The organism is Kitasatospora xanthocidica (genome assembly GCF_014656195.1).
Lineage (GTDB): Bacteria > Actinomycetota > Actinomycetes > Streptomycetales > Streptomycetaceae > Kitasatospora > Kitasatospora xanthocidica.
In genome coordinates this window covers 441,068-464,664 of record NZ_BNBY01000005.1, presented here as the reverse complement: position 1 = coordinate 464,664, position 23,597 = coordinate 441,068, and the positions used below count along the sequence as shown (strand labels likewise).

The following is a 23,597-nucleotide window of genomic DNA, read 5'->3' as shown; positions in this document are numbered from 1 at the left end:
CGCCAAGAGCGCCCTCATCACCCTCGTCGAACACGCCCTCCTCGCCCGACTCCGCTGAACCCGAGCGAAGAGACCCGACAGACCGGGGACGAGCACACGTGAGGCCCACGGACCTTCCGGTCCATGGGCCTCACGTCCCGCTGCCCCGCTCCGGCTACTCGGTCGGGTCCAGCCCGGCCCGGATCAGGCCGTAGGTGTACGCGTCCTCCAGTGCCAGCCAGGAGGCGGCGACCACGTTGTCGGCGACGCCGACGGTGGACCAGGTGGCCGTGCCGTCGGTGGACTCGATCAGCACCCGGGTCTTGGAGCCGGTGCCGTGCTGGCCCTCCAGGATGCGGACCTTGTAGTCCACCAGCTCGAAGGTGGCCAGCGGCGGGTAGATGCCCTCCAGCGCGGTGCGCAGCGCCTGGTCCAGCGCGTTGACCGGGCCGTTGCCCTCGCCCACCGCGATCCGGCGCTCGCCCTTGGCCCGGAGCTTGACGGTCGCCTCGTTGCCGGAGATCCCGTTCGGGCCCTGCTCGCTGATGGTCCGCCAGGACTCCAGGGTGTAGAAGCGGTCCCGGCTGCCGCGCACCTCGTCGCGCAGCAGCAGCTCGAAGGAGGCGTCGGCGGACTCGTAGGTGTAGCCGAGGTTCTCCTGCTCCTTCACCTTGGCCACCACCCGGCCGGCCAGGTCCCGGTCGGTGGAGAGGTCGTAGCCGAGCTCCTTGCCCTTGAGCTCGACGGAGGCGCGGCCGGCCATGTCGGAGACCAGCATCCGCATGGTGTTGCCGACCCGCTCGGGGTCGATGTGCTGGTACAGGTCCGGGTCGACCTTGATGGCGGAGGCGTGCAGGCCCGCCTTGTGGGCGAAGGCCGAGTAGCCGACGTAGGGCTGGTGGGTGGAGGGGGTCAGGTTGACCAGCTCGGCGATCGCGTGCGAGATCCGGGTCATCTCGGCCAGCCGGCCGGCGGGCAGCACCCGGCGGTCGTACTTGATCTCCAGCGCGCCGACCACCGGGAACAGGTTGGCGTTGCCGACCCGCTCGCCGTAGCCGTTGGCGGTGCACTGGACGTGGGTGGCCCCGGCGTCCACCGCGGCCAGGGTGTTGGCGACCGCGCAGCCGGTGTCGTCCTGGGCGTGGATGCCGAGCCGGGCGCCCGTGCTCGCCAGGACCTCGGCGACGGTCTCCCGGACGCCGGCCGGCAGCATCCCGCCGTTGGTGTCGCAGAGCACCACCACGTCCGCCCCGGCCTCGTGCGCGGTGCGGACCACCGCCAGGGCGTACTCGCGGTTCGCCCGGTACCCGTCGAAGAAGTGCTCGCAGTCGATGAAGACCCGGCGGCCCTGGGCGCGCAGGAACTCGACGCTGTCCCGGATCATCTCCAGGTTCTCGTCCAGCGTGGTGCGCAGCGCCAGCTCCACGTGCCGGTCGTGCGCCTTGGCGACCAGGGTGACGACCGGGGCGCCGGAGCTGACCAGCGCGGCCAGCTGCGGGTCGTCCGCGGCCCGGCCGCCGGCCCGGCGGGTGGCGCCGAAGGCGACCAGCTGCGCGTTCGCCAGCTCCAGTTCGGCGGCGGCGCGGGCGAAGAACTCGGTGTCCCGCGGGTTGGCCCCGGGCCAGCCGCCCTCGATGAAGCCGACCCCGAACTCGTCCAGGTGCCGGGCGATGGCCAGCTTGTCCGCCACCGTCAGGTTGATGCCCTCCCGCTGGGCGCCGTCGCGCAGCGTGGTGTCGAACACGTGGAAACTGTCGTCGGTGCGGCTGACCTCGGTCATGACCCCTGGTTCTCCGTTCGGGGAGGTTCGTACTGCTCTGGCCGGTTTTCTCGTCCCGGCTCCACTGTCCAGGATCTCGCGCGCCGCTCCGGTGTCCCGAGCCCCTTGTGGGGGCCGTCGGCCGGTCCGGAGGTCGTGCTCGTCGGGGGCTGTGCCCGAAAGCAAAAAGACCCCTCGCGGGTGCGAGAGGTCTGCGCGCGGGTCTGGACGTCGTGGTCGCTCCGCGTCGGGTCCTGCGGAAGCGGTCACTGCGGACCGGCGCGCCTGCTGCCGATAATCAGCGAAAGCGAGGACACGCTGGCAGTCTGGCACAGCCGCCGGGATCCGGCCCGCCCGTCTCGCGATGCGGAACAGGGCAGGCCGGCGGCGGTCCTTCGGTCCGAATATCAGACGATCTTGTGCAGCCAGTTGTGGGTGTCGGGGGTCTGGCCGCCCTGGATCGACAGCAGCGCCTTGCGCAGCTCCATGGTGATCGGGCCGGGCTCGCCGGTGCCGACGGTCCAGTCGGCGGCGGCGGACTTGACCGAGCCGACCGGGGTGATGACGGCGGCGGTGCCGCAGGCGAAGACCTCGGTGAGGGTGCCGTCGGCGTTGGCCTGCTGCCACTCGTCGGTGGAGATCTTCCGCTCCTCGACGGCGTAGCCGAGGTCGGTGGCGAGCTGGAGCAGCGAGTCACGGGTGATGCCGGGCAGCAGGGCGCCGGACAGCTCCGGGGTGACGATCTTCGCGTCGGCGCCCTCGCCGAAGACGAAGTACAGGTTCATGCCGCCCATCTCCTCGACCCACCGGTGCTCGGCGGCGTCGAGCCAGACGACCTGGTCGCAGCCCTTCTCGGCGGCCTGGGCCTGGGCGACCAGCGAGGCGGCGTAGTTGCCGGCGCACTTGGCGGCGCCGGTGCCACCGGGAGCGGCCCGGACGTACTCCTTGGACAGCCAGACCGAGACCGGCTTGATGCCGCCCTGGAAGTAGGCGCCGGCCGGCGAGGCGATGATCATGAACAGGTAGGAGTTGGCGGGGCGGACCCCCAGGCCGACCTCGGTGGCGAACATGAACGGACGCAGGTAGAGGCTCTGCTCCGGCTCGTTCGGGACCCACTCCTGCTCCTGCTGGACCAGCAGCTCCACGGCCTCGACGAAGGTCTCGACCGGCAGCTCCGGCATCGCCAGGCGGCGGGCCGAGGCCTGGAAGCGGGCGGCGTTGGCCTCCGGGCGGAAGGTGGCGATGGAGCCGTCGGCCTGGCGGTAGGCCTTCAGGCCCTCGAAGATCGCCTGGCCGTAGTGCAGGGTCATGTTCGCCGGGTCGATCTCCAGCGGCGCGTACGGCGCCAGCTGGGCGTCGTGCCAGCCCACGCCCTCGGTCCAGCGGATGGTGACCATGTGGTCGGTGAAGATACGACCGAAGCCCGGGTTGGTCAGCCGGGCCTGGCGCTCCGCTGCGGGCAGCGGGTGCGCGGAGGGCTTGAGGTCGAACGTGATGGGCGCCGGGGTGGGCGTGCTCATGGCTGTTTCCTTCACCGTGGGGTTGGTCCGGGCCGCCACCGTCGAATGAACGTTTCGGCGATCGAACGCCGAAACGAACGCACGACGGCACGGCCCACTGTCGATACTCGCATCCAGAGGGCCGTGCCGAACAGCCGCCGGCTCCTTTGAGAGCTGCAAGCTGCGGTTATGCGGTCCGGCCCACCTGGCCGGAAACCTTGTCGCGATCCGGCCGACCGGCCGGATCCCGTTCTCGGATCCGGCCGACGGGCCGGACCTCCGCTCGGATCCGGCCCGCTACCCGGATACTCGGCCGGCGAGCGCGTCGCCGACCTGGGAGGTGCTGCGGGTGCCGGAGCGCTCGGCCAGGTCCGCCGCGACGGCGGCCTCGACCCGGGCGGCCTCGGCGGCGAAGCCCAGGTGCTCCAGCAGCATCGCGACCGACAGCACGGTGGCGGTCGGGTCGGCCTTGCCCTGGCCGGCGATGTCCGGTGCCGAGCCGTGGACCGGCTCGAACATGGACGGGAACTCGCCACCCGGGTTGATGTTGCCGCTCGCGGCCAGGCCGATCCCGCCGGTGACGGCGGCGGCCAGGTCGGTCAGGATGTCGCCGAAGAGGTTGTCGGTGACGATGACGTCGAAGCGCTCGGGCTGGGTGACGAAGAAGATCGTCGCCGCGTCGACGTGCAGGTAGTCGGTGGTGACCTCGGGGAACTCCCGGCCGACCTCGGCGAAGATCCGGGTCCACAGGTGCCCGGCGTGCACCAGCACGTTGTTCTTGTGCACCAGGGTGAGCTTCTTGCGCGGCCGCGCCTGGGCCCGCCGGTAGGCGTCGCGCACCACGCGCTCGATGCCGTACGCGGTGTTCAGGCTGACCTCGGTGGCCACCTCCTGCGGCGTCCCGGTGCGCAGCGTGCCGCCGTTGCCGACGTACGGGCCCTCGGTGCCCTCGCGGACGACCACGAAGTCGATCTCCGGCTGGCCGGCCAGCGGGGACTCCACCCCGGGGAACAGGCGCCCCGGACGCAGGTTGATGTGGTGGTCGAAGGCGAAGCGCAGCTTGAGCAGCAGCCCGCGCTCCAGCACCCCCGACGGCACGCTCGGGTCGCCGATGGCACCCAGCAGGATCGCGTCGTGCGACTTCAGCTCCGCCAGCACGTCGTCCGGCAGCGTCTCCCCCGTCCGGTGGTAGCGCCGGGCCCCGAGGTCGTACTCGGTGGTCTCCAGCTTCACGTCGGCGGGAAGCACGGCGCCCAGGACCTTGAGGCCTTCGGCCACCACTTCCTGGCCGATGCCGTCACCGGGAACAACTGCGAGACGAATGGTGCGAGACATGCTCGGACCCTACTCCGCCGTCCCAGGGGCTGACACCTCACGTCCACCATCCGGACAGCTCCTTACACGTCCGGGTGATGGCGCCGCCCGTCCCGACGGTGCGTCACCCCTTCGAAGGAGCGCGTGCGTCGGATCCCGCGCGGGGGGCGCGCTTAGGGTGGCGAGGTGCGGGGTCACTGGTGGAACGGGGCGTGTCGGTGAGGAGCGAGCGGCGACGGGAGGGGCTGGTCTGCGGGGGCGCGGCGGCGCTGGCCACGGGCGGGTACGCGCTGGCGGCGGGGCTGCGCGGACGGTGGCCGGCCGGGGCGGACGCGGTCGCGGTGCCCTACCACGCCCACCTGTGGGACCTGCTGCACGGGGACACCGCCGGGGACCTGCTGTTCAACTGGAACAGCGGGTACGGCGTCCCGTTCCTGGCGGACTTCTTCGCCTACCTGATGAACCCGTTCTCCTGGTTCGCCGCCCTCCTCCCCCGCGACCGCGGCGAACTCGCCGTCCTCCTGGTCACCCTCGCCACCATCGGCCTCGGCACCGCCCTGATGGCCCGCCTGCTCGGCCGGCTGCACGCCGGCCCGGGCCCGCTGCGGGCGCTCGCCGCCGTCGGGTACGGGCTGTGCGCCTGGGTGCTGGACGTCGGCGGGGCCGCGCCGATGTGGCTCTGGGGCCTGGTCTCGCTGCCGCTGCTCGGCCTCGCCACCGACTGGTGCCTGCACGAGCGGCGCTGGGTGGCCGGCACCCTGTGCGTCACCCTGGCCTGGGCCGGCAACCTGTACACCGCCGCCCTGGCCACCCTGGCGGCCGCGCTGCTGTTCGCCGTCCGGCTGCTCGCCTCCCCGATGCCGCAGCGCCGACGGGTCCGGGCCACCGGCCGGGCGGTCACCATGGTCACCGCCGGGGTGCTGCTCGCCGCCCCGGTGCTGTTCGTCGCGGTCCGGGCCGCCCGGGGCGCCCAGCCCGAGTCCCCGGTGCAGCCGCTCGGCCCGTCCGGCCTCGGCGGCCACCTCGCCCAGCTGCTGCCCGCCGCCCACGGCGGACGGGCGCTGCCGGACGTGGCGATCGGCGTGCTCGGGCTGCTGCTGGTCTGCGGGCTGCCGTTCAACCGGCGGGTGCGGCCGCGGGAGCGGGCGGCCTGGTGCGCGGCACTGGTGCTGGTGGTGCTCGGCTTCCTCTGGACCCCGACCGTCCTGGTCTGGCACGGCCTGGCGATCCCGGCCGGCGGGCCGTACCGGGTGGCCTTCGTGCTGAGCGGGCTGCTGGTGCTGGCCGGCTGGGTGTCGCTGTCGCACCGGCCGGACCCGCTCACCCTGCTGGGCGGCGTCGGCGCGGTCGCGGTGATCGCCGGCCTGGCGGCGGGCCGGCACTCGGTCCGCCCCGCCACCTGGGTGCTGCTGGGCGCCGGCGGCGCCGTCCTGCTCACCGCCCTCTGGGTGCTGGACCGTCGGCACCCGGACCGCCGGGCGAACGCGGTGGCCACCTGGGTGATCGGCGGCACGGTGCTCGGCAACGCCGTCTGGTCCGGGTACGCGGCGCTCGGCGCGACGCCCCCCGACGGGCTCTCCCCGGCCGCCGTACGGGCCGGGCACACGGCCGTCCGGACGGCCGACGACTGGCCGCGGGGCCGCAGCGACCCCGGCCCGCACGCCTTCACCACCAACGACCCGCTGCTGCTCGGCGGTCAGGGCGGCGGCTACTTCAGCGGCTACCTGCCGACCGTCGCCGCCCTGCTGCTGCACGACCTCGGCGCGGGCTGGACGGCCGGCGGGCGGCAGACCGCGAGCGTCACCGACCCGGTCGGGCAGGCGCTGTTCGCCGTCCGCGCCCACCTGGACGACGGCCCGCCGCCGTACGGGCTCGCCCAGGGCCGGGCCGCCGCACCACCGCTGGTCACCGTGCTGCCGCCGGGCGCCCGGACGGAGACCTCCTCGGTCTGGTCCCGCCAGGAGTCGCTGCTCGGCAGCCAGGTGTACGACGCCCCGCTGCCCGTCCCGGCCGGCGGACCGGCGCCCATCCTGCACGGCACCAGCGGCTGGTCGGTGCCGCCCGGCGACGAGGGCACCGTGTTCACCGCCGCCTGCACGCCCGGGTCGACGGCCTACTTCCACGGCGTCTGGTACCGGGGCACGGTCAGCGGCCTCGGCACCGGCTACCGCAGCGACGGCGAGCAGCCCACCACGGCCGTGGCGATCCACCGGCTGGGGACCGTCCCGGCGGACGGGGTGGTCCGGGTGACGCTGCGCTCCGACACCGTCAGCCAGGTCCCCGCCCGCCCGATCGGCTGCCTGCGGACCGACGCCCTGGACGCCGCCGTCGCCCGGCTCACCGCCACCGGCGCCACCCGGGTGGAGGCCGGCGGGCACACCGTCGCGGCCACCCTCCCGGCGGGCTCCACCGGCACCGCGCTGCTCTCCGTCCCCGCCGCGGAGGGCTGGACCTGTGCCGTCGACGGCGGCCGGTCCGCGGCGCCCACCCCGGTGCTGGGCATGATCGGCGTCCCCCTCGGCCCCGGCGCCTCCCGGATCTCCTGCTCCTTCCGCCCGCCCGGCCTCACCGAGGGCCTCACCGTCACCGCCGCCACCGCCGCCGTCCTCGCCCTGGTCACCGCCGCCGGCCACCTCACCCGCCGCCGCGCCCGACAGCGAACCGCCTGACGGAACGCCTAGGGCGGCCCGCCGACGATCGGTGGGCCGCCCCGGAGGTACGGGTGTCGGGTCAGGGCAGGGTGAGCACCTGGGCCCGGCGGCCGTCGGCGTTGAGGTGGTGCAGCAGCAGGAGCCTGCCGCCGGTGCCGGCCGTGCGGCGCACGTCGAGGACGGTGCCGGGGCCGAGGGGGGCCAGCACGGCCGGGGGGCCGTCGAGGCCGGCCCGGGCGGCGAGCGCGGGGTGCAGGACGTCCAGCGGGACGTCCGGGCGGGTGCCGCGCAGGCCGATGGCGGAGTAGGCCTCGGCCACCTCCGGGGTGCCGGCGGTCGCGGCGCCGGTCCAGACGCCGTAGCGGACGGTGCTGTGGCCGGGGCCGACGCCGGGCAGGGCGCTCAGCTTGACGGGCAGCAGGAGCACGTCGCTGTCCAGCAGCGCGGTGTCGGTGTCGCCCCAGCGGGCGTTGAGCGGCTGGACGTCGAGTTCGGCGCCGGTCCGGGCGTCGAGGGCCCGGGAGACCAGGACGTCGCTGCCGCGCAGCCGGTCGGCCTTGAGGATGACGTCGGTGCTGCCGTCCCCGTCGGTGTCCAGCACGGCCCGGACGCCGTACAGCCCGACCGGGGTGACCGCGGGGGCCCACAACTGCACGCCCACGTAGAGCAGTTCGGAGTCGACGGCGGCGCCGGCCGCGCGCAGGTTCGCGGACCGTTCGCCGGGGTGCTCGACGCAGACGTCCTGCGCGGCGCCGGCCTCCTCCCCCGCGTCCTCGGGCCGGATGCCCGCGCCCGGCCCGACGGCGGCGCCGCTGCCGGGCGGGCAGTCGGCCCAGCGGGCCGCCTCGCCGCCGAGGGCGAGGGCGGTGACCAGCCCGGGCGCCGCGCCGGGGGCGGCGCCGCCGCCGACCGTGACGAGGCTGCCGCCCCGCGGGGCACGGACGGCGGCCGTCGCCGCGAGGTCGCTGGTGGGCCGCGGGGCGGCGAGCACCGGGACCCGCAGCCGCGGCAGGGCGTCGTCGGCGACCGGCGTCAGCAGCACCCGGCCGGAGAGCTCTCCCCGGTAGCTGCGCGGGTGTCCGGCCTGGACGGTGGCGATGGTCGGGTCGGGCGCGCGGCCCAGCTCCCCGGGGACGGACAGCGTCACCCGCACCCGGGCGGTGCCGCCGGCCGGGACGTCGACCCGGTCCGGCGTCACCTCGAACGAGGCGCCGGGCAGTTCGGTGGCCGCCGCGTAGCCGGTGCGGTAGCTCACCGGGGCGTCCGAGTGGTTGCGGACCTCGATCTCCCGGCCGAGCGCGGTCGGCCCGCCGACCTCGACCGGCCCGAAGGAGACCCCGACGCCGCCCTCCTCGGCGCCCTGGCCCGCCGCGTAGGCGACGACGGGGGTGCGGACCGCCTGGTCGACCCGGACCCGCCCGGCGCCGGTGCGCTCGGGCCCGTAGACCGGTCCGCTGTGGTCGTCGCCGAGGTAGGTGTCCGTGGTGGTGTTCATCAGCGCGGCCTTGAGCTGCTCGACCGGCCAGTCCGGGTGCGCGGCGCGGACCAGCGCGGCGAGCCCGGCCACGTGCGGGGTGGCCATGGAGGTGCCGTTCTCGCGCTGGCCGCCGGTGCCGCTGCCGACCAGGGCGGACCAGATGGTCTCGCCGGGGGCCGCCAGGTCGGGCTTGAGCACGCCGGGCACGCCGGTGCCGCGCGAGGTGAAGTCGGTCAGGGTGTCGGCCCGGGCCGGCTGGTTCTGCGCGACGGAGCCGTGCAGCGGGTTGCCGGGGGCGGCGAGCCGGACCCTGGTCGGCCCGGCGGCCGCGGACTGCCGCAGGCGCTCGCCGTCGGCGCGGGCCAGCAGGGCGACGGGCACCCGGTCGTTGCCGGCGATCTCGGCGAGGTGGTCGCTGTCGGCGGCGTAGACCGCGCCGATCGCGCCCGCGTCGGCGACGTGGTCGGCGCGCGGGCCGGAGTTGCAGGGCCGGTCGGCGTCACTGGTCTTCCAGGCGAGCAGCGCGACCTTCCCGGCCAGCCGCTGCCGGTCGGCCTCGCCGAAGGCCGCGCAGCCGTCCGACTGGTCGGCGGGCAGGGCGAGTTCGCCGCTGACCTCGGCGGTGGCCCAGCCCTGGTAGCGCTCGCTCCAGTGCGCCGGGACGACCCCGGCCAGGGCGGCCGGTTCGAGCACGGTGATGCCGTCCACGTCGGCGTGCCCGTGGACGGAGGCGGCGACGGTGATCGCCCGGGCGGCGGTGCCGGGGCTGCCGCCGATACCGTACACGTCGCCCTCGTTGCCGGCGGCCGCGACCACGACGGTGCCCAGCGCGGCGAGCCGGTCGACGGCCAGCGCGTCGGTGTCGTCGGTGCTGCCGAAGCGGCTGCCGAGCGAGAGGTTGACGACGTCCAGCCGGTCGGCCAGGTCTCCGTCGCCGTCGGGGTCGGCGGCCAGGTCGAGGGCCTGGGCGAGCCGGTCGGTGGAGCCGTCGCAGCCGAACACCCGGATCGCGTACAGCTGGGCACCGGGGGCGGCGCCGGGGCCGATCCTGAACCCGGCCGGGTCCAGTCCGGGCCCGTACGGACCGGTGTACGGGCGGCCGTCGGCGGTGACGCCGTACCCGGCCGCGGTGCCGGCGACGTGGGTGCCGTGCCCGTTGCGGTCGCAGTCGAGCGGGTTGTCGCTGGGGTGCGGCACCGGCTGGTGGCGCGGGGAGGACGGGTCGGGGTCGTAGTCGTCGCCGACCAGGTCCTTGCCGCCGATCACCTTGGCGGTGGGGAACAGCGCGGCCGGCGCGGGCTTGCCGCGCTCGACCGAGCGGAACGCCTCCTCGGTGCCGGGGCCGCCGAAGTCGGCGTGGGTGTAGTCGATGCCGCTGTCGATGATGCCGATCCGCACGCCCTGCCCGGTGTTGCCGGCGGGCGCCGGGTCACCGGCCCAGACCTGCGGGGCGCCGGTCAGCGGGACGGAGTAGGCGTTGTCGCGCCGCTTGACGACGATCGGGTGGACGGCCCGGACGCCGGGCAGCGCCCGCAGCGCGGACAGCCGGCCGGCGGGCGCGCTGACCGCGAGGCCGGTGAGCAGGGTGCGGGTGCGGTAGAGCTCCCGGGTGTCGGGCGCCGCCCGGTGGACGGCGTCGGCGAGCCGGTCGAGCGCGTCTCCGGCCCGGGCCCGCTGGGCGGCCCCGGCCCGCGCGGACTCCCGGCGGACGGCCTCCGGGGAGCGCCGCTCGCGCCGGGCCCCGTCGGCGGCGCGCCGCCAGGCGGGGCCGGCCGCCTCGGTGGCGAGTTCGAGCAGGACGGAGGTGGTTCGGCCGCCCCGCGACGATCCCGCGCCGGGTGGTCCGGTCGGCGGTGGGCCGGCGGACGCCGGGGTCGCGGCGAGCAGGGCGCTGCTGGGAACGAACGCAGCGGCCAGCAGCGTCAGGGTGAGACCGATCCGGGCGAGCGGACGGCGGACAGGTGGCAGTCGCACGAGGGACCCTCTCCCCGGCAAGGGGGGATGATCCGCACACCGAGGAGGTCGCTGACACCCGCCCGCGCGGACGTCGATCACCCTTCCGGGGGCCCCAAATTAGGATGATCTCGCCACCGAGCACGAGCAACTTCGCTCGGACAGCCGCAAGTTGCACTCTACGGAGTGACGCGCCGTCAGCCCGCACGGCCTATTCGGACGACAATCGCGAGAACAGGACCGCTCAGTGGTGGCCGGTCACGCCACCGTTGTCCCGGCGGTCCAGCGAGCGCTGCAGGGCGGCGGCCGCGAAGGGGTTCCGCTCGGCGGCCCGACGGCGGCGCGGGGCGCGGACGGAGGTGGCGGCGGGGGCGGGGGTGGCGTGGCGGTCGGCGGTGGGAGACATACCGGGCTCCTTGGAAGCGGCGCGCTCGACGGCGCGGCATGGAACGGGAGAGGAGCACGCGAGGCAGGGGTCACCCGCCTGTGATGGCGCACGCGCACACGGGCCGCGCGCCCTGGCTACAGGGGCGGCACACCGTATGGCCCTTCCACGGTACGACCCCGCCCCGGCCGTGTCTGCACGAATACTTGGATTTCCTAGTATCTGAGACGGGAGTCACCCGGGAGAACGCAGCAGGGCCCGGACCACCGTTCGAACGGTGGTCCGGGCCCTGCCCGGGGCGAAGCACTCGCGCTGGGATCAGCCCAGGTCGACCGAGCGCGCGAAGCGGGCGCCGATCTCGGCGGCGATCACCGTCAGGACGTCCTGCGGGATCTGGCTGTCCACGGTGATGGAGGCCAGCGCGCCGCCGCCCTCGCGGGCGACCTGCATGCCGGCGATGTTGATGCCCGCGTCGCCGAGGTGGCGGCCGAGCACGCCGACCACGCCGGGGCGGTCCTCGTACTTGAAGAAGGCCATGTGGTCGGTGAGCGCCACGTCCACGTCGAAGGCGTCCACGCCGACGATCTTCTGGGTCTGCTTGGGGCCCGCCAGCGTGCCGGAGATGGCGATCTCCTCGCCGTCCGCGAGAGTGCCGCGCACGGTGATCACGTTGCGGTGCTCGGGGCTCTCGCTGGAGGTGGTCAGCCGGACCTCGACGCCGCGCTCCTGGGCGAACAGCGGGGCGTTGACGTAGGACACCGTCTCCGCCACGACGTCCTCGAACACGCCCTTCAGGGCCGACAGTTCGAGCACCTTCACGTCGTGCTGGGTGATCTCGCCGCGGACCTCGACGTCCAGTCGGACGGCCACCTCGCCGGCCAGCGCGGTGAAGATCCGGCCGAGCTTCTCGGCGAGCGGCAGGCCCGGGCGGACGTCCTCGGCGATCACGCCGCCCTGGACGTTCACGGCGTCCGGCACCAGCTCGCCGGCGAGCGCGAGGCGCACCGACCTGGCGACCGCGATGCCGGCCTTCTCCTGCGCCTCGTCGGTGGAGGCGCCCAGGTGCGGGGTGGCGACCACGTTGTCGAAGCCGAACAGCGGGGAGTCGGTGCACGGCTCCTTGGCGTACACGTCCAGGCCGGCGCCGGCCACCCGGCCCTCGCGCAGCGCGCTGGCGAGCGCCTCCTCGTCCACGATGCCGCCGCGGGCGGCGTTGACGATGCGTACGGTCGGCTTGACCTTGTGCAGCGCCTCGTCGCCGATCAGGCCGATGGTCTCGGGGGTCTTGGGGAGGTGGACGGTGATGAAGTCCGAGACCTCCAGCAGCTCCTCCAGGGTGACCAGCTTGACGCCCATCTGCGCGGCGCGGGCGGCCTGGATGTAGGGGTCGTACGCGACGATCTTCATCCCGAACGCGGACATCCGCTGGGCGACCAGGACGCCGATCCGGCCGAGGCCGACGACGCCGAGGGTCTTCTCGCTCAGCTCGACGCCGGTGTACTTGTTGCGCTTCCACTCGCCCTGCTTGAGCGCGGCGTTGGCCGGCGCGATGTTGCGGGCGACGGAGATCAGCAGGCCGCAGGCGAGTTCGGCGGCGGTGACGATGTTGGAGGTCGGCGCGTTGACGACCATCACGCCGGCCTTGGTGGCGGCGGCGACGTCCACGTTGTCCAGGCCGACGCCGGCCCGGGCGACCACCTTGAGCTTGCGGGCGACGGCCAGCGCCTCGGCGTCGACCTTGGTGGCGGAGCGGATCAGGATCGCGTCCACGTCGGCGATCGCGGTGAGCAGCTCGGTGCGGTCGGCGCCGTTGCAGTGGCGGATCTCGAAATCGGGGCCGAGGGCGTCCACGGTGGCGGGCGACAGCTCTTCGGCGATCAGAACGACGGCGGTCTTGGATGTCACAGTGCTCACGACAGTGTGTCCTTAACTCTGCTCTGCGGTTCCCCCGGCACGTAGGTGGCGTGGAAGGACGGGGGAAGGTGGCATGCCGCGTAGGTAGACGCACGACGCTGTGGGCCTGACGCGCACTCGGAGTGTATCGACGGGCTGGGTAGCAAGCTGCTCCCGTCCGGCGAAATCACCCGGACGAGAGCAGCCGACTTGTACAAGGGCGTTACAAAATCAAGCCTGCCGGAAGCGGGCGGTCGGGGAAGGCTCAGGCCTTCTCGTTGACCCAGCTCATCAGCGAGCGCAGCTTCTTGCCGGTGGTCTCCAGCAGGTGGTCCTCGTCGGCCTTCTTGTACTCGTTGTACTTGGGCAGGCCGGCCTTGTACTCGGCGATCCAGGTGTTGGCGAAGGTGCCGTCCTGGATCTCCTCGAGGACCTTCTTCATCTCGGCCTTGGTGTCGGCGGTGATGATCCGCGGGCCGGTGACGTAGTCGCCCCACTCGGCGGTCTCGGAGACCGACCAGCGCATCTTCTCCAGGCCGCCCTCGTACATCAGGTCGACGATCAGCTTCAGCTCGTGCAGGCACTCGAAGTAGGCGATCTCCGGCTGGTAGCCGGCCTCGACCAGGGTCTCGAACCCGGCCTTCACCAGGGCGGCGGTGCCACCGCAGAGGACGGCCTGCTCACCGAACAGGTCGGTCTCGGTCTCCTCGGTGAAGGTGGTCTTGATGACGCCGGCCTTGGTGGCGCCCAGGCCCTTGGCGTACGACAGCGCCAGGGCGAAGGCGTTGCCCGAGGCGTCCTGCTCGACGGCGACGATCGCCGGGACGCCGCGGCCCTCCTCGTACTGGCGGCGGACCAGGTGGCCCGGGCCCTTCGGGGCGACCATGCAGACGTCGACGTCCGCCGGGGGCTTGATGAAGCCGAAGCGGATGTTCAGGCCGTGGCCGAAGAACAGGGCGTCGCCGGCCTTCAGGTGCGGGGCGATGTCCGCCTCGTAGACGTCGGCCTGGATCGGGTCCGGGACCAGGATCATGATGACGTCGGCCTCGGCCGCGGCCTCGGCCGGGGTGACGACGCGCAGGCCGGCCTCCTCCGCCTTGGCACGGGACTTCGAGTCCGGCTTCAGGCCGACCCGGACGTCGGCGCCGGAGTCGCGCAGGGACAGCGCGTGGGCGTGGCCCTGGCTGCCGTAGCCGATGACCGCGACCTTGCGGCCCTGGATGATGGACAGGTCGGCGTCGTCTTCGTAGAACAGCTCGGCCACGGGGGCACATCTCCTTGCGTGATGGTTGCCGGGGTTCCTACGGTAGGCGCACCCGGCGGGGTCGGGGTCTTTGCTCTCAGAAGGTGAGACGGTCACCGTCTCGCACTGTTCACGCGCTGCGGTCGAGGGCGCGCAGCGAGCGGTCCGTGATCGAACGGGCGCCGCGGCCGATGGCGACCAGGCCGGACTGGACCAACTCCTTGATGCCGTAAGGCTCCAGCATCCGGAGCATGGCCTCCAGCTTGTCCGAGCTGCCGGTGGCCTCGATGGTCACCGCCTCGGGCGACACGTCGACGGTCTTGGCACGGAACAGCTGGACGATCTCGACGATCTGCGACCGGGTCTCGTTGTCGGCGCGGACCTTCACCAGGACCAGTTCCCGCTGGATCGCAGCGGCCTGGTCGAGCTCGACGATCTTTATCACGTTCACGAGCTTGTTGAGCTGCTTGGTGACCTGTTCCAGCGGGAGGTCCTCGACGTTGACCACGATCGTCATCCGGGAGACGTCCGGGTGCTCGGTCGGGCCGACGGCGAGGGAGTCGATGTTGAAGCCCCGACGGGAGAACAGCGAGGCGATGCGGGCGAGCACGCCGGGCTTGTTCTCGACCAGGACGGAGAGGGTGTGCTTGGACATGTGGTTCCTCAGTCGTTCTGGGTAGAGGTCGGGATCAGTCGGAGTCGTCGCCGAAGTCGGGGCGGACGCCCTTGGCGAACTGGATCTCGTCGTTGCTGGTGCCGGCCGCGACCATCGGCCAGACCATGGCGTCCTGGTGGACGATGAAGTCGATGACGACCGGGCGGTCGTCGATCTCCATCGCCTGCCGGATGACGTCGTCGAGGTCCTCGGGGCGCTCGCAGCGCAGGCCCACGCAGCCCATCGCCTCGGACAGCAGGACGAAGTCCGGGATCCGGGTGCCCTGGGCCGGCGGCTCGATGCCGTCGTGGCCCGGGCCGGCGTGCAGCACGGTGTTGGAGTAGCGCTGGTTGTAGAAGAGCGTCTGCCACTGCCGGACCATGCCCAGCGAGCCGTTGTTGATGACCGCGACCTTGATCGGGATGCCGTTCAGGGCGCAGGTGACCAGTTCCTGGTTGGTCATCTGGAAACAGCCGTCGCCGTCGATGGCCCAGACCTGGGCCTCCGGGCGGCCGGCCTTGGCGCCCATCGCCGCGGGGACGGCGTAGCCCATGGTCCCGGCGCCGCCGGAGTTGAGCCAGGTGCCCGGCTTCTCGAACCGGATGAACTGCGAGCTCCACATCTGGTGCTGGCCCACGCCCGCGGCGTAGATCGCCTCGGGGCCGACCAGCTGCCCGATCCGCTCGATGACCTGCTGCGGCGAGAGCTCGTCACCCGGGGCCGGCTCGTAGCCGATCGGGTAGGTCTTCTTCCACTCGTCGAGCTTCTCCCACCACTCGGTGTAGTCGCCCTTGTGGCCGGCGTCGAACTCCGCCTGGACGGCGACGATCAGGTCGGCGAGCACCTCGCGGGCGTCACCGACGATCGGGACGTCCGCCGGGCGGTTCTTGCCGATCTCGGCCGGGTCGATGTCGGCGTGGACGATCTTGGCGTACGGGGCGAAGCCGTCCAGCTTGCCGGTGACGCGGTCGTCGAAGCGGGCGCCGAGGGTGAACAGCAGGTCGGACTTCTGCAGGGCGGTGACGGCGGGGACGGAGCCGTGCATGCCGGGCATGCCCAGGTGCTGCGGGTGGCTGTCCGGGAAGGCGCCGAGCGCCATCAGGGTGGTGACCACCGGGGCGCCGGTCAGCTCGGCGAGGATCCGCAGCTCGGCGGTGGCCCGGGCCTTGATCACGCCGCCGCCGACGTACAGCACCGGGCGCTTCGCGCCGACCAGCATCTTCGCGGCCTCGCGGATCTGCTTGGCGTGCGGCTTGGTGACCGGGCGGTAGCCGGGCAGCGCGGCCTCGACCGGCCAGCGGAAGGTGGTGGTCGCCTGCAGCGCGTCCTTGGCGATGTCGACCAGGACCGGGCCGGGGCGGCCGGTGGCGGCGATGTGGAACGCCTCGGCGATCACCCGGGGGATCTCGGCCGGGTCGGTGACCAGGTAGTTGTGCTTGGTGATCGGCATCGTGATGCCGCAGATGTCCGCCTCCTGGAAGGCGTCGGTGCCGATCGCCTTGGAGGAGACCTGGCCGGTGATCGCGACGATCGGCACGGAGTCCATGTAGGCGTCGGCGATCGGGGTGACCAGGTTGGTCGCGCCCGGGCCGGAGGTGGCCATGCAGACGCCGACCTTGCCGGTGGCCTGCGCGTACCCGGTGGCGGCGTGGCCGGCGCCCTGCTCGTGCCGGACCAGGATGTGGCGCACCTTGGCGGAGTCCATCAGCGGGTCGTACGCGGGAAGGATGGCCCCGCCCGGAATGCCGAAGACGGTGTCCGCGCCCACGGCCTCCAGCGAGCGGATGAGCGACTGGGCGCCGGTCATGGTCTCGACGACGTGCTGGGGAGCGGGAGCGTTGGCGGCCGGGTTGTCCCCGCGGCGGGGGGATGCGGCGTGCTCGGTCATCTGCCTGTCTCTTCTCGGTTCTTGCCGACCCGGCTGCGGGCCCCTGCTGCGAGGGTGGGGTCCCGGTCCGGGTCGATCGCCGGCTCTGCCTCAATCGTCCCGCTCATTCCGACGAGTCGGACGTTTTCGGGCGGTCGAAGCCAGGGGTCTTGCGGGATGGAACAGCGTCAGTGCAACAAAAAACCCCTCGTGCCCAAGGGCATGCGAGGGGTGGCGCGTCGGTCTGTCACGAGCAGGGCGTGCGAGCCCTGTCAGCCGACGCGCCCGCCAAGTACGAGAATTCGGGTGCGCATGGCAACGACCTTCCTCCCGTCCAGGGTGGCGTGTCAAGCAGGTGGGATGACCGTCTCGCCATGCGGACCCCCTCCCGGACCAGCGGCGGCACGGTGTTCGGGCAGGTCAGAGCCACCGTGGTGATGTACGACACGTCCCGGCGCGGCGTCCGGGCGGCCACTCGTCCGGGTGTCCGCGGCGAGGTACGGCCGCCGGCCGGGGGGCGGGCCGAGCGGCTTCGGCAGCGGGTAACCGCGGCGGGCCAGCGCGCGGCGCAGCCGGGGCTCGTCCAGCGGCGGGGCGAAGGCCGAACCCTGGGCCTGCCCGCAGCAGAGCTCCTGCAGCACGGCGACCTGGCGGGGCAGGTCCACCCCCTCGGCGGCGGTGGCCATCCCGAGGTCGCGGCCGAGCCGCAGGGCGTGCCCGGCGAGCGTGCGGGCCAGCGGGGACTCCCCCAGGTCCCGGACCAGCGTCCGGTCCAGCTTCAGACCGTCCAGGGGCAGCCGGGCGAGGGCGCCGAGCGAACCGCCGCCGGCGCCGTAGCCGGCCAGCCAGGTGGAGACGCCGAGCCGGCGCAGCGCGGCCAGCCGGCGGCCGAGCTCGTCGGCGAGCGAGTCCGGCCCCATCCGGGCCACCTCGATCACCAGTTGGCCGGCCGGCAGCCCGCTGTCGCGCAGCACGGCGGCCACCGTCTCGTACAGGCCGGGCGAGCAGAGCCGCTCGGCGCTGAACCGGACGGCCACCGGGACGGGCTCCGGCCCGGGGTGGCCCCGGCCGAGCCGGCCCCGGCGGGCGACGGCCGCGACGACCGTCTCGCGGACCAGCCAGCGGGCGAACCGGGTGGCCGCGTCGCCGTGCTCGGCGGAGCGCAGGAACTCGGCCGGGGTGAGCAGCAGCCCGCCCGCCGAGCGCCAGCGGGCCTGCGCCTCGACACCGGTCACGGCGCCGGTGGCCAGGTCCACCAGGGGCTGGTGGAGCAGGGTGAAGCCGCCCTCCCGGACGGCGAGTCTCAGCCGTTCCTCCAGCTCGGTGCGGCGCTCCAGGTCGGCCCGCATCGCGGGGCTGTAGAGCACCACCCGGCCCTTGCCCTCGGACTTGGCCCGGTACATCGCCAGGTCGGCGTTGCGCATCAGTTCGTCGGCGGCGGCCCTGGGGTCGGCGGCGGGGCCGCGTTCGGGGGTGCCGAAGGCGATGCCGATGCTGGCGGCGACACCGAGTTCGGCGCCGCCGATCCAGTACGGCTCGGAGAGCGCCACCCGCAGCCGCTCGGCCAGCTCCTGGACCTGCAGGCGGCCGAGCGGGCCGCACACCAGCGCGGCGAACTCGTCGCCGCCGAAGCGGGCGACGGTGTCCCCGCAGCGGACGGCGCCCTGCAGCCGGCGGGCGGCCTGCACCAGCAGCTCGTCGCCGACCTGGTGCCCGGCCGAGTCGTTGACCGCCTTGAAGCCGTCCAGGTCGAGGAAGAGCACGGCGATCCCGGCGCCCGTCCCGCCCTGCTGGCCGCGGGCGCCGAGGGCGGCCCGCAGCCGCTGGGTGAACAGCGCCCGGTTGGGCAGGTCGGTGAGCGGGTCGTGGAACGCGTTGTGCTGCAACTGGGCCTGGAGCATGACGCGTTCGGTGACGTCCCGGCTGTTGAGCAGCAGCCCGTCGCGGTGCCGGCTCACCGTGGACTCCACGTGCAGCCACTCGCCGCCGCCGGAGCTGATCCGGCACTCCACCCGGGCCGAGGGCTCGACGGCGCCGCGGACCCGGTGGGCGGTGAGCCGGACCCGGGCGAGGTAGCGGCGGACCTCGGAGAGCACCCGGCCCACGTCCTCGGGGTGGACCAGGTCCAGCAGGTTGCCGCCGACCAGCTCCTCCGGGTCCCGCCCGTACACGCCGAGCGCGGCCGGGGAGACGTAGGAGAGCACGCCGTTCGCGCCGGCGATCATGATGACGTCGCTGGACCCCTGCACCAGGGAACGGAAGTGCGCCTCCTTGTGGGCGAGCTCCTGGGCCAGCGAGAGGTTGTCGAGCAGCATCACGCCCTGCCTCAGGATCAGTGCCAGCCCGACGGTGCACGCGGCCGCGGCCACCACGCGGTCCAGCTCGCGCCCGCCGAGGGCGTTGTAGAGGATGCCGGCGGTACAGACCGCGGCGGCCGCGTACGGGGTGAGCGCGCTGAAGGTGGTGGCCACCCGGCGGCGCGGCAGACCGCCGGCCGAGGGGTGCTCGCGCAGCGGGCGGCGCCAGCGCCGCGACCACGGCGCCCAGGCGAGCAACAGGCTGCCGGAGAACCAGCCGGCGTCCAGCAGTGAGCCGGAGTGGTAGCTGCTGCGCAGTTCCGGGGAGGTGAACAGGGCGTCGCACACCACGGTGACGGCGAGCGCCACCATCGCGGTGTGCACCGCCGCCCGGTTGCCGTCCCGGCCGCCGAAGCGCAGCCCGACCACCAGGCTGACCAGCAGGATGTCCAGCACCGGGTAGGCCAGGTTGAGGGCCAGCCGCAGCGGGGAACCGCTCTCCCCGGCCGCGATCCGGCCGAGCGCCAGGCTCCAGCTGAGGGTGAACAGCGAGCCCGCGATCAGCCAGCCGTCGAGCAGCAGGCAGAGCCAGCCGGCCGCGGAGCGCGGGCGCTGGGCGAGCACCATGAGGCCGGTGATGGCGAGCGGGGCGAACAGCAGGAAGGCGTACACGGCGAGCGAGTCCTGCGGCCGCTGGACGCGCAGCACCAGCTCGTACCAGCCCCAGGTGCCGTTGCCGAAGGCGACGGTGAGCGAGGAGAGGCCGAACAGCAGCCAGGCCGGGCGGGCGTGGCCGCCGACCGTGCAGCCGTACACCAGGCAGGACAGCGCGGCCGCGAGGGCCGCCGCCGCCAGGCCGAAGTCACCCATGAAGATGGACAGTTGGCCGGATCCCCAGCCGGTGGCGGCGCCCATGGCGTAGGCCAGGCAGAGCGCGCCCAGGACCAGTCCGGGCAGCGTGCGGCTCTCCCGGAGCCGGCGCAGCGGGCCGCGGCGGACGGGCGGCGCGGGCATGTCGACGGCGGACGTGTCGGCGGGCGGTGCGCCCGGGCGTCCGGCTCCGGGCAACACCGTATCGGTGGAGCTCACTCGGCCTCTCCCCCTCCGGCCCGGGGCCTCGCGCCCCGGCCACGGGCCACCGGCCGCGCACCTCTCGGCCGTACGCGGCGGCCTGGCGCCCCGTCAGGACGGCGGCCCAGGGGGTGGGCGGCCTGCGGGCCGCCGCACCGCACCGATGCTCCCGCAATCGACCCTACACCAATTCCGTCACTCAATGACACGCACACTCAACTTAGAGTAATGGCGGGAGGGTGGGCGAATGTCCCGGATTCCGACGGATCGGCCCGGTTGGCGGCGGCGCGCGGGCGGGGGCACACGCGGCGCGCACGGGAGCACGCGGCAGCGCCCCGCCGCGGGGCCCGTCCTCGGACTCCCGGCGGCGGGGCCCGGTCTCAACGGCCCGGTCTCAGCGGCCCGGCGCGACCTGGTCCTCCGGGAACAGCCGCAGCCGGTGCGCCAGCGCGGCCGCCTCGCCCCGGCCGCCGACCGCGAGCTTGCCCAGGATGTTGGAGACGTGCACGCTCGCGGTCTTCGGAGAGATGTACAGCTCCTCGGCGATCTGCCGGTTGGTCCAGCCGCGCGCGAGCAACCGGAGCACGTCCCGCTCACGGGGGGTGAGGTTGAAGGAGTCGGCGGCGGTCGTGGCCGGCGTCGGCTCCGCCCCCGGGCGCTCGGCGGGGGCGAGGTTCAGCCCGGCTCGCTCGGCGAGGCCGGTGATCTGCCCCGTCAGCACCCGGTCCCCCCGTACGGTCGCCAGTTCGGCCGCCTCGCGCAGCAGTTCGGCCCCGGCCTCGCGCCGCCCGTCCCGGACCTCGGCCTCGCCGGCCCGCAGCAGGGCGAGCACCAGCGGGTGCGGCAGGCCGGTCGGGCGCAGCGCCTCGACCGCCGTGGCCCACTGCGCGGCGGTGTCGGCGCCCTCGGCACGGGCCAGTTCGGCCTCCAGCAGCCGGGCCCAGCCGTGGTGCAGCGGCGCCCGGGGCCGCAGCCCGTCGGCCGCCCTCCGGATCGCGGCCAGCGCCCCGGCCCGGCCCGCCTCGGCCTCCGGCAGGCCCCTGGTGTCCGCCTCCACCCCGGCGGCCTCGGCCAGCAGCGGGTAGACGTCGGACTCGTGGCCGAGCCGCCCCTCCCCCGCCAGCGCGGCGAGCAGTTCGGCCCGGGCCTCCAGCGGCCGGCCGCCGAGGGCGGCGAGCCGCACGGCCAGCCGGCTGATCGGCAGGCTGTGCTGGACCTGGCCGACCCGGTTGGCCGCCCTGGCCTGCGCCAGCATGGTCGCCGCGGTGGGCAGGTCGCCCTGCAGCAGGGCGAGTTCGCCGCGCATCCGGTCCAGGAACTCGGCGTGGGTGCCGCTCAGACTGGTCAGCTCGCAGGCGGCGAGCACCTCGGCGGCCTCCGTCGCCCGCCCGAGGTCGGTCAGCGCCTCGACCAGGTTGCCGGTCAGGATGGTGCCGACGTTGCGCAGCAGGCCGTTGCCGTCCGCGAACTCCAGGCCCTCGCGGGCCAGCCGGACGGCCTCCTCGGCCCGGCCCAGCCCGCGCTGCATGCTGGACAGGTTGTTGAGGCCGCGCAGCAGCAGATCCGGCACGCCCAGCCGGCGGGCCCGCTCGACCGCCCCGGCGAGCTCGGCGAGCCCGCCCTCGGCGTCACCGTGCAGGTCGTAGCGCAGGCCGCCGAGGGTCATCCGGGCGTGCACCTCGACCGAGTGCGCGCCGACCTCCACGGCGATCCGGATCGCCCGCTCGGCGAGTTCGAGGTGCTCCGGCCCGGGCTGCTTGAGCATCGCCGAGCCGGCCCCGAGCGCGAGCACCTCGGCCTGCACGGCGGACGGCGGCAGCTGCTCCACCAGCCGCAGCGCGTGGCCGATCTCCGCCTCGTCGCCGGAGCGGCGCAGGCTGCCCAGCATCCGGGCCCGGTTGATCCTGAACCAGGCCGCGCGCACCGGGTGCACCGTCTCGTCGACCAGCCGCAGCCCGCGCTTGGCCAGGCTCAGGCCGCGCTCGCGGTCGCCGCTGCGCCGGGCCGCGACCACCGCCTCGGCCAGTACGTCCTCCAGCTGGATCCGGTCGCACTCCTCGTCGGCGGCGCTGTGGTCGCAGGAGCCGGGCGGGTAGGTCTCGGCCCAGTCGTACGGGCGCAGGGTGTGCGCCAGCACGTCCTCGGAGACCAGGTCCCACAGCTCCAGGGCCCGTTCCAGCATGCCCAGCTGCTCGGCGAAGGCGTTGCGCCGACGGGCCGCGCGGGCGGCGTCCAGGGCGGTCGGCAGGGCGCGGGCCGGGTCGTGCGCGTGGTACCAGTAGTTGGCCAGCCGGGCCGGCAGCGCGTCGGAGGAGACCAGCTGCGGCTGGGCCTCCACGGCGAGCGCGAACTTGCGGTTGATCCGGTGGCGTTCGCCGGGCAGCAGGTCGTCCGAGACCGCCTCGCGGACCAGCGCGTGCCGGAACCGGTAGCCCTCGCCCTCGCTGTCCGGGCGCAGGATGTTGGCGCCGACGGCCGACCGCAGCGCCTCGATCAGCGCCTCCTCGTCGTCGTCCAGGACGGCGGCCAGCAGGGCGTGTTCGACGTGCGAGCCGCCCTCGGCGGCGATCCGCACCACCCGCTGGGCCTCCTCGTCCAGGCCCTCGACCCGCACCAGCAGGATGTCCCGCAGCGAGTCGGTCAGCCCGGCGCCGCAGCCGTCCTCGAAGGCGGTGGCCAGTTCCTCGACGAAGAAGGGGTTGCCCTCCGAGCGGCGGTGGATCCGGTCCACCAGCTGGCGGTCGGGGGTGGCGGTGCCGAGGATGCCGGCCAGCTGGGCGGCCACCTCGCGGCGGACGAACCGCTCCAGCTCCAGGCGCTGGACGGTGCGCAGCCGTTCGAGCTCGGCGAGGAAGGGGCGCAGCGGGTGCCGGCGGTGCAGGTCGTCGCTGCGGTAGGTGGCGACCAGCAGGACCCGGGAGCGGTGCAGGGTGCGCACCAGGAAGGCGAGCAGCTCGCGGGTGGAGCGGTCGGACCAGTGCAGGTCCTCGACGGCGAGGACGAGGGTACGCTCCGCGCCGAGCCGTTCGAACAGCCTCGCGGTGTGCTCGAACAGCCGGGCCCGGCCGTACTCGTCGTTCGGTTCGCCGTCCGCCTCGCCGAACTCGGAGAGCAGTCGGGCGAGGTGGCCCTCGCTGCCGGCCGCTGCGGTCTCGAACTCGGTGCCCAGCGAGCGGTGCAGCCGGCGCAGCGCGGCGGCCAGCGGCGCGTACGGCAGGCCCTCGGCGCCGACCTCCAGACAGCCCCCGAGCGTGGTGACCGCGCCCCGGTCGGCGGCGCGCTGCAGGAACTCCTCCAGCAGCCGGGTCTTGCCGACGCCGGCCTCGCCGCCGATCAGTACGGCCTGCGGGCTGCCGGTGCCCGCCCGGCGCAGCGCGTCGGTCAGTTCGGTGATCTCGCTGCCACGGCCGACGAAGACGGGGCTGACCGATATCTGCTGCATGGAGGCGAGCATGCCATAGCCGGTGGGGACCGGCCGAGAGGATATCTCCCCCGGCGAACGCCCGGAGGGGGAGACGCTCACACGCAGCGTCTCCCCCTCCGGAACTCCGTCG

At 74.1% G+C, this 23,597-nt stretch carries 12 protein-coding genes; 1 reads left to right on the top strand and 11 read right to left on the bottom strand.

Going from position 1 to position 23,597, the window contains the following annotated elements; genetic code table 11:
- Nucleotides 1-154 precede the first annotated feature (154 nt).
- The 3 genes from cimA to IE332_RS12345 form a co-directional block, all read right to left on the bottom strand.
- Nucleotides 155-1,759, bottom strand: a complete 1,605-nt coding sequence (gene cimA, locus IE332_RS12355; RefSeq protein ID WP_189915826.1) for a citramalate synthase — start codon at nucleotides 1,757-1,759, stop codon at nucleotides 155-157.
- 386 nt (nucleotides 1,760-2,145) lie between these two features.
- On the bottom strand, nucleotides 2,146-3,258 hold the full coding sequence (locus IE332_RS12350; RefSeq protein WP_189915825.1) for a branched-chain amino acid aminotransferase: 1,113 nt from the start codon (nucleotides 3,256-3,258) through the stop codon (nucleotides 2,146-2,148).
- A gap of 276 nt (nucleotides 3,259-3,534) precedes the next feature.
- A complete protein-coding gene (locus IE332_RS12345; protein ID WP_189915824.1) occupies nucleotides 3,535-4,572 on the bottom strand; it encodes a 3-isopropylmalate dehydrogenase in 1,038 nt (345 codons plus the stop codon).
- 191 nt (nucleotides 4,573-4,763) lie between these two features.
- Here IE332_RS12345 and IE332_RS12340 point away from each other — a divergent pair, with 191 nt between their 5' ends.
- A complete protein-coding gene (locus tag IE332_RS12340; RefSeq protein ID WP_189915823.1) occupies nucleotides 4,764-7,220 on the top strand; it encodes a YfhO family protein in 2,457 nt (818 codons plus the stop codon).
- Between the two features lie 61 nt (nucleotides 7,221-7,281).
- Here IE332_RS12340 and IE332_RS41855 read toward each other — a convergent pair whose 3' ends face one another.
- The 8 genes from IE332_RS41855 to IE332_RS42210 form a co-directional block, all read right to left on the bottom strand.
- Complete coding sequence (locus tag IE332_RS41855) at nucleotides 7,282-10,653, bottom strand: S8 family serine peptidase (RefSeq protein ID WP_189915822.1); 3,372 nt, start codon at nucleotides 10,651-10,653, stop codon at nucleotides 7,282-7,284.
- Nucleotides 10,654-10,876: 223 nt separating this feature from the next.
- The gene (locus tag IE332_RS12330; protein ID WP_189915821.1) at nucleotides 10,877-11,038 is read right to left on the bottom strand and encodes a hypothetical protein; all 162 of its coding nucleotides are present in this window, start codon (nucleotides 11,036-11,038) and stop codon (nucleotides 10,877-10,879) included.
- A 297-nt stretch (nucleotides 11,039-11,335) separates the two neighbouring features.
- Complete coding sequence (gene serA, locus IE332_RS12325) at nucleotides 11,336-12,922, bottom strand: phosphoglycerate dehydrogenase (protein WP_373313710.1); 1,587 nt, start codon at nucleotides 12,920-12,922, stop codon at nucleotides 11,336-11,338.
- A 253-nt stretch (nucleotides 12,923-13,175) separates the two neighbouring features.
- Nucleotides 13,176-14,174 (bottom strand): ketol-acid reductoisomerase, encoded by a 999-nt coding sequence (gene ilvC / locus IE332_RS12320; RefSeq protein ID WP_189915819.1) that lies wholly within the window; start codon nucleotides 14,172-14,174, stop codon nucleotides 13,176-13,178.
- Between the two features lie 109 nt (nucleotides 14,175-14,283).
- The gene (gene ilvN, locus IE332_RS12315; RefSeq protein WP_030057405.1) at nucleotides 14,284-14,808 is read right to left on the bottom strand and encodes an acetolactate synthase small subunit; all 525 of its coding nucleotides are present in this window, start codon (nucleotides 14,806-14,808) and stop codon (nucleotides 14,284-14,286) included.
- Nucleotides 14,809-14,842: 34 nt separating this feature from the next.
- Nucleotides 14,843-16,696, bottom strand: a complete 1,854-nt coding sequence (locus IE332_RS12310) for an acetolactate synthase large subunit (protein WP_189915818.1) — start codon at nucleotides 16,694-16,696, stop codon at nucleotides 14,843-14,845.
- 326 nt (nucleotides 16,697-17,022) lie between these two features.
- Nucleotides 17,023-19,986 (bottom strand): putative bifunctional diguanylate cyclase/phosphodiesterase, encoded by a 2,964-nt coding sequence (locus IE332_RS12305; RefSeq protein WP_189915871.1) that lies wholly within the window; start codon nucleotides 19,984-19,986, stop codon nucleotides 17,023-17,025.
- 451 nt (nucleotides 19,987-20,437) lie between these two features.
- A complete protein-coding gene (locus tag IE332_RS42210) occupies nucleotides 20,438-23,485 on the bottom strand; it encodes a helix-turn-helix transcriptional regulator (RefSeq protein ID WP_308437556.1) in 3,048 nt (1,015 codons plus the stop codon).
- Nucleotides 23,486-23,597: the final 112 nt, after the last annotated feature.